Raw genomic sequence first — 6985 nt, 5'->3', positions numbered from 1 at the left:
GGCCTAACCTGTCGCTCGAGCCGACTCGTGTCGCCAGGCCGCCGCCTGGGGCTCAGGTTCAACGTTGAACGGCTGCTTTCCGGAACCTTGTTCAACCTGAGCCAGCTTCCGCTTTGGGTCGATTGTTGTCCTTCGGTGCCGCCGCATGAACTCGCACTACAGGCCACACCCGGGCGACCACCTCGTCCAGCCGGTTTGGCGTCCCCGCCCCCCGCTCTCGCACAGCGCCTTCAATGTCCCCAGCGCCTTTGGCCAGGTTTCCACCATGCCATCGAACTCATCCTTCATGTCCTCGTCGACCGTGAGCGTCGTTCCCTGCGGCGTGGCCGTGAAGGTGTCGTTCTCGTAGGCTGGCGCCCAGGCGCGGATGGCTTCGCTGTCGGTGTCTTCAACCCCGTCGGCGATGTAGCCGAGGTGCCGGATCGAGATGAACTCGTTCGGCCGGTTCGCGGCGACCTCCGTGACCCTCCCCTCCCCGCCCGGCGTCAGGAATCGGCATCGCCCTGCGCCGGCTCCTCCGGATCGAAGGGCTGCACGCCCAGCCGCGCCACGCCCTGATCGACGCGCGCCGAGAGCTTCGCGAGCTTGCGCTGCAGGTCCTTCCAGTTGCGGATGCCCTCGTTCACCGGGTCCATCGGGTAGTAGACCTTGTTGCCCTTGGGCTTGGCGGCCGACAGCGCGAAGCGCACGAGGTCGTTCAATTCGAACGCCAGCTCGGTCATCTGCACGCGGGTCTCGGCCACGTGGGCGTCGATCAGTTCGCGGCGGCGCGGGGTCATCTCCATGAAGGATCTCCTGGGCCCTCAGAGGACCATAGAAAAAGGGCCTGTCCCTTTCGGAACAGGCCCTGATTTCCAGACGTTTTGGTGGGCGATGAGAGGGTCGAACTCCCGACATCCTCCACGTCAAAGAGGCGCTCTACCACTGAGCTAATCGCCCGAGTCCATGACTATAGCATGTGTTTTTTTGGGATCCAGCCGTGGTCGGAATTTTCTTCGCCAACCGACTCACTTCCTTCGTGCACTCCGCACGCCGCCGATGCGGTCCACCGCCGCCAGCACCTGGTTCAGCCGGGCCGAATCGGCGACCTCGACGGTGAAGGTCATCCACGCGGTGCCGCCGCGCACGTCCTTCACCGACTGCGTGTTGACGCCGGTCACGTTCATCTTCTCCTTCGCGAACACCTCGGAGATGTCGCGCAGCAGGCCCTGCCGGTCGGCCGCCTCGACCAGCACGTCGACCGGGTACAGCGAGGGCTTGTCGCCGCGCCGCTCGCCCCAGGTGACCTGGATCACCCGCTCCGGGCTGCGCGCGGCCATCTGCCGGAAGTTGCTGCAGTCGGCGCGGTGGATGGCCACGCCGCGCCCGCGCGTCACGTAGCCGCCGATCGCATCCGGCGGCGCCGGCCGGCAGCAGCGCGACAGGCTGGTCATCAGCGATTCGACGCCCACCACCAGCACGCCGCCCTTCGGCGCTTCGCCCTCGGGGCGGGTCAGGCGCTGCGTGATCACCGCATCGGGGTCGGGCTGCGGTTCGGGCGGGCGCAGCAGCGCCTCGATGTTGCGCAGCGAGAACTCGTCCTTGCCGACCACCTCGAACAGCGCCTCGGCATGGCGGAAGCCAAGCTGCGCCGCCAGGTCGTCGAGCTTCATCGACGTCTTGCCCTCGCGCTGCAGCAGCTTCTCGACCGCCTCGCGGCCGCGCGCGATGGTGTCGCGCAGCGCCAGCGCATTGAACCAGGCCCGCACCTTGGCCTTCGAGCGCGAGCTCTGCAGGTAGCCCAGGTTGTCGTTCAGCCAGTCGAGCGACGGCCCGCCTTCCTTGATCGTCGTCACCTCGACGGTCTGCCCGCTCTGCAACCGGGTGTTCAGCGGCACCATCGTGCCGTCGACCTTGGCGCCGCGGCAGCGGTGGCCGAGGTCGGTGTGCACGGTGTACGCGAAGTCGATCGGCGTCGCGCCGGCCGGCAGCTCGATCACCGCGGCATCGGGCGTGAAGACGTAGATGCGGTCGTCGAACACCGCGCCGGGCGCCGCGCGCTCGCTGCGCTGCTCGACGCCGCCTTCGTCGCCGCTTTCGATGAACTCGCGCTCCCACGCCAGCAGCTGCCGCAGCACCGCCTTGCGCGCCTCGGCCACCTGGGCGTCGAAATCGCCGCTCGCGCTGACGCCGGCATAGCCCTTGGTGCCGGCCTCCTTGTAGGCCCAGTGCGCGGCCACGCCGTGCTCGGCGTGTTCGTGCATCGCCCGCGTGCGGATCTGCACCTCGACCGCCCGCCCGTGCTCGTCCTGCACCACGGTGTGCAGCGACTGGTAGCCGTTCACCTTCGGCCGCGCGATGTAGTCGTCGAACTCGCCCGGCACCGGCGGCCACAGCTCGTGCACGCGGCTCAGCACCGCATAGCAGTCGGGAACGTCGGCGACGATCACGCGCATCGCGCGCACGTCGAACACGCGGTCGATGTCCAGCCCCTTGCCGCGCATCTTCTTCCAGATGCTGTAGAGGTGCTTCGGCCGGCCCTGCACCTCGGCGCGCAGCCCGGCCGCGGCCAGTGCCTCGCCGAGCCGGCAGCGGAAGGCCTCGACGCCCTGCTCGCGCTCGACGCGCTTCTCGTCGAGCAGCCGCGCGACGTTCTTGTACTGCACCGGCTCGATGAAGCGGAACGACAGGTCCTCCATCTCCCACTTGATCTGCCAGATGCCCAGCCGGTTGGCGAGCGGCGCGAACACCTGCAGCGATTCGCGCGCGAGCACCGCCGGGCATGGCTGCTTGCTGCTCGCGAAGTGGCGCAGCGTCTGCAGCCGCGAGGCCAGGCGCAGCAGCACCACGCGCAGGTCGCGCGAGAACGCGAGCAGCATCTTGCGCACCCGCTCGGTCTGCTCGGCGCGCTGCTCGGCGTGCACCCTCGCCTCGCGCGCGGCGCGCTGGATCTGCACCAGCTTGCGGGTGTGCAGCACCAGGCTCGCGTACGACGCGCCGAAGGCCTTGCTGACGACCTCCTCCGGCTTGCTGAGGTAGTCGCTCGCGTAGACCAGGTAGGCGGCGGCGCGCATCGACGGCGCGGCGCCGATGCCCTGCAGGATCGCGGCGACGCCGTCGGCATGCACCAGCGCGTCTTCACCGGTGTCGAGCGCCTGGCCGTCGAGCAGCGGCTCGGCGAAGGCGCGCGCGCGTGCGAGCTGCGCAGCCTCGCCGTCGCGGCCCGCCTCGCTGGCCGTGTCGGCGGCCAGCTGGACGATCGGGGCCGCGTCCTGGTGGGTGTCGAGCAGTCCGGTCTTCACGCCAGCAGGAACTCCCGGACGGCCGCGATCTGCTCGGGCGAGGTCAGCATCGGCGCATGGCCGACGCCGTCGAACTCGCGCAGCAGCGCCCGCGGGCCGCGTTGCGTCATCGCCTGCGCGGTGGCGCGGGTCAGCAGGTCGGAGTCGGCCCCACGCAGCAGCAGCGTCGGGCAGGCGATGGCGTCGTACATGCCCCACAGCACGGCCTCGCCGGCGCGTGCCGCCTCGGGCGTGATGGCGCGGAACGGCAGCGCGATCTGCGGATCGTAGTGCGGCACGAAGCCCTCTCCAGTGGCATCAGCGTCGGCACGCAGCATCGGCCGCGTCAGCGCCAGCCATTGGTCGCGGGTGTGCGGCCCGAAGCCCTGCGAGATGGTCCACAGCGCGTCGGCCGCCTCCTCCAGGCTGCGCCAGCGCGCCGGCAGGCCGAGGTAGGTGCCGATGCGCGCCAGCGCCGCCGGCTCGATGCTCGGGCCGACGTCGTTGAGCACCAGCTTCGACACCGGCGAATGCTTCAGCGCCGCGAGCCCCAGGCCGATCAGCCCGCCCATCGAGGTGCCGACCCAGTGCAGCGTGCCGGCGTTCAGCCGCGCGAGCAGCGTGACCATGTCGGCCACGTAGGCGGGGATCTGGTAGCCCATCGGGTCGGCGAGCCGGTCGGATTGGCCGCGCCCGACGACATCGGGGCACACCACGCGGTACTCGCCCTGCATCGCCTGCGCGAAGGTGTCGAAGTCGCGGCCCTGGCGCGACAGGCCGTGCACGCACACCAGCACGCGCGGGTTGGCCGCGTCGCCCCACTCCCACCACGCCATGCGGTGCAGGCCGCGGGTGTCGAGGCATTGCACGTGGTTCAGGCGGGGTTCATGCATGGGCCGGGCTTCCTCTTCGATAATGGACTGTATCAACCTGGAGGTCTCCACCGTGCTCAAAGGAAAAACCGCCCTCGTCACCGGCTCCACCAGCGGCATCGGCCACGGCATCGCGCTGTGCCTGGCGCGCCAGGGCGCCAACGTGGTGCTCAACGGCTTCGGCGAATTCGAGGCGGCGCGCGCCGAGGTGGCTGCGCTCGGCGTGAAGGCCGGCTACCACGGTGCCGACATGAGCAAGCCGGCCGAGATCGAGGCGATGATGGCCTACGCGCAGGCCGAGTTCGGCGGCGTCGACATCCTCGTCAACAACGCCGGCATCCAGCACGTGGCCGCGGTCGAGGAGTTTCCCGCCGCCAAGTGGGATGCGATCATCGCGATCAACCTCAGCTCGGCCTTCCACACCACGCGGCTGGCGATTCCCGGCATGCGCGCGCGCAACTGGGGCCGCATCATCAACATCGCCTCGGCGCACGGGCTGGTCGCGTCGGCGCAGAAATCGGCCTACGTGGCCGCCAAGCATGGCATCGTCGRCTTCACCAAGTCGATCGCACTCGAGACGGCGCAGACCGGCATCACGTCGAACGCGATCTGCCCCGGCTGGGTGCTGACGCCGCTGGTGCAGAAGCAGATCGACGACCGGGCCGCGCGCGAGGGCATTGCGGTGGAGCAGGCCTCGCGCGAGCTGCTGGGCGAGAAGCAGCCGTCGCTGCAGTTCGTCACGCCGCAGCAGCTGGGCGACCTGGCGGTCTTCCTGTGCTCGGCCGCCGCCGACAACGTGCGCGGCGTGGCATGGGCGGTGGACGGCGGCTGGACGGCGCAGTGAGCGCCGGCCGCCGCGAGGTCACTTGGCCAGATCCTTGATCATCACCACCGAGCCGTTGACGCTGACCGTCACGCTGCCCTTGCCCAGCTCGACCGGCAGCGCCTCGTCGGCGGCGCCCATCGTCTTCATGCGGGCCATCGGCGCGGCGGCGTACATCACCGGTTCGTTGCTGCCGATGTTGATCTCGCGCAGCGTGTAGCTGGCGAAGCCGAACTGCTTCGCGTACTCGGCCGCCTTCGCACGGTAGCGGGCGATGGCCTGCGCGGCGACATCGGCCTCGACCTTCTCGCGTTGCTCGCGCGACAGGTTGCTGCCGACGCGGGCGATCGTCAGCGTGCTGATCTTCGCGGTGAGCGCGGCGATGCCGGGAATGTCCTTGCCCTCGACCACCAGCTCGGCGGTGCCCTGCCAGCCGTTGATGCCGCCCTTCTGGCTGTAGCGCGGGAACAGCGAGAAGTTGCCGGTGTGCACCTCGATGTCACCCGGCTTCGCGACGCGCTTGGCCTCGGCCAGCGCGGCGTCGAGTGCCTGCTTCAGTTGCGCCTGCACGGTGCCGGCATCGGTGCCCTCGCGGGTGGTGCTGAGCGTCACGTTCAACAGGTCCTTGTTGACCTCGACGGTGGCGCTGGCCGACAAGCTCAGCACGTTGTACGGCGTCGGCTCGGCGGCCAGTGCGGGTTCGGCCGCCAGCGCGGCGGCAAAGGCCGCGACGGCGGCCAGGGGCGAGAGCTTCGATTGAATCGTCATGGATCCTCCTTGTGTGTGGGATGCCACCGGTGGGCCGGTCAAGCCGATCAGGCGGCGATGAACGGCAGCGCATCGAAGCGCCCGTTCAGCACCACCTGCGGATCGACACCCCACCAGCGCTGCGCGATGGTCGCATAGACCTGCCGAAAATCTGCCGTGTGGACCAGGTTCTGATTGGTGTCCAGTCGTTGCAGGTCGGGCATGCGGCCGATCACGCCGCCGCGCACCGCACCGCCCATCGCGAAGTGCGGCGCGGCGGTGCCGTGGTCGGTGCCGCCGCTCTGGTTCTGGCGCGCGCGGCGGCCGAACTCCGAATACGTCAGCACCAGCGTGCGGTCCCAGGCGCCGGCCTCGACCAGGCCTTCGCGCAACGCGGCCAGGCCCTCGGCGAGCTGCTTCAGCAGCGCGGCATGCGTGGGCAGCTGGCCGCGGTGGGTGTCGAAGCTGCCGTGCGTCAGGTGGAACACCGGCACGCCGCCGCGCCCGGCCTGGCCGGCGACGATCGTGCAGCAGGCGCGCACCGCCTGGCCGAAGCCGTGTGCCGGGAACTCGGTGCGCAACGCCGGCGCACCGGGGTTGCGCAGGCCATCGGCCGCCTGCAGCACGCCGGCCTCGACCTTCAGCACATGCGCGAGCGCCGCATTGCCCTGCACGGCCGCCGGCCGCGCGAGGCGCGATTCGTTGACGAAGGCCTCGGCGCTGGTCAGCGAGACGGCGCGCGCGCCGCTCAGCGCGCCCAGCCCGGCGGTGCCGACGGCCACGCCTTCGGCGGTGAAGCGCCCTCGCCCGCGCAGCCCGGCATCGAAGGCGCGAGCCACCCAGCCTTCGTCGAGGTACTCGCGTGCCGCCGACGCGGTGTCCCAGATCTCGATCGAGCGGAAGTGCGACAGGTTGGGCTGCGGGTAGCCGAGGCCGAGCAGCAGCGCGAGTTCGTGCTTCTCCCACAAGGGGATCAGCGGTGCGAGCGCCGGATGCAGGCCGAGGGCGGCATCGAGCCGCAGCAGGTCGGCGGGCGGCAGCGCGAGCGTCGGCCGCAGCGCCGCGTACGCGGGATCGGCATACGGCACGACGGTGTTCAGGCCGTCGTTGCCTCCCTTCAGCTCGACCAGCACCAGCACGCGGTCGGCGGCCGAGGCTRCCGCCTGCAGGCGGTTCGTGCCCTGGGCCCAGACGGCGGACGGAATGCCCGGCAGCGCCAGGCCGCTGCAGGCGACGGCGGCGCCCGACAGGCGCATGAATTCTCGACGGGTGGATCGCATCGC

General features: G+C 70.3%; 6 protein-coding genes and 1 tRNA gene. 1 reads left to right on the top strand and 6 read right to left on the bottom strand.

The annotated features are described in order from the left end of the window. Positions 1 to 485 precede the first annotated feature (485 nt). From AC1DXV_RS11640 to AC1DXV_RS11625, 4 genes are all read right to left on the bottom strand, one after another. Entirely contained in the window at positions 486 to 785 is a 300-nt protein-coding gene (locus AC1DXV_RS11640; protein ID WP_477867592.1) for a hypothetical protein, read from the bottom strand. A 79-nt stretch (positions 786 to 864) separates the two neighbouring features. Further along, positions 865 to 939, bottom strand: a tRNA-Val gene (locus AC1DXV_RS11635). A 68-nt stretch (positions 940 to 1007) separates the two neighbouring features. Then, on the bottom strand, positions 1008 to 3281 hold the full coding sequence (locus AC1DXV_RS11630) for a RelA/SpoT family protein (RefSeq protein ID WP_477933654.1): 2274 nt from the start codon (positions 3279 to 3281) through the stop codon (positions 1008 to 1010). Beyond that, on the bottom strand, positions 3278 to 4153 hold the full coding sequence (locus tag AC1DXV_RS11625; protein WP_477867588.1) for an alpha/beta fold hydrolase: 876 nt from the start codon (positions 4151 to 4153) through the stop codon (positions 3278 to 3280). The genes AC1DXV_RS11630 and AC1DXV_RS11625 overlap by 4 nt, the downstream gene beginning before the upstream one ends. A 22-nt stretch (positions 4154 to 4175) precedes the next feature. Between AC1DXV_RS11625 and AC1DXV_RS11620 the strand changes: the two genes are divergently transcribed. Continuing rightward, positions 4176 to 4976 (top strand): 3-hydroxybutyrate dehydrogenase, encoded by an 801-nt coding sequence (locus AC1DXV_RS11620; protein WP_477933652.1) that lies wholly within the window; start codon positions 4176 to 4178, stop codon positions 4974 to 4976. A gap of 18 nt (positions 4977 to 4994) precedes the next feature. On the opposite strand, the gene AC1DXV_RS11615 is transcribed toward AC1DXV_RS11620, so the two are convergent. After that, positions 4995 to 5723: an SIMPL domain-containing protein gene (locus AC1DXV_RS11615; protein ID WP_477867583.1), complete on the bottom strand. Its 729-nt coding sequence runs from the start codon at positions 5721 to 5723 to the stop codon at positions 4995 to 4997. Positions 5724 to 5770: 47 nt separating this feature from the next. Further along, positions 5771 to 6982, bottom strand: coding sequence for a DUF1501 domain-containing protein (locus AC1DXV_RS11610; RefSeq protein ID WP_477933650.1), 1212 nt, complete (start codon positions 6980 to 6982; stop codon positions 5771 to 5773). Positions 6983 to 6985 lie beyond the last annotated feature (3 nt).

The sequence above is a fragment of the Rhizobacter sp. P3_C12 genome (genome assembly GCF_056402735.1).
Note: the sequence above shows the minus strand (reverse complement) of the source record. Positions and strands in the feature narration are given on the sequence as shown.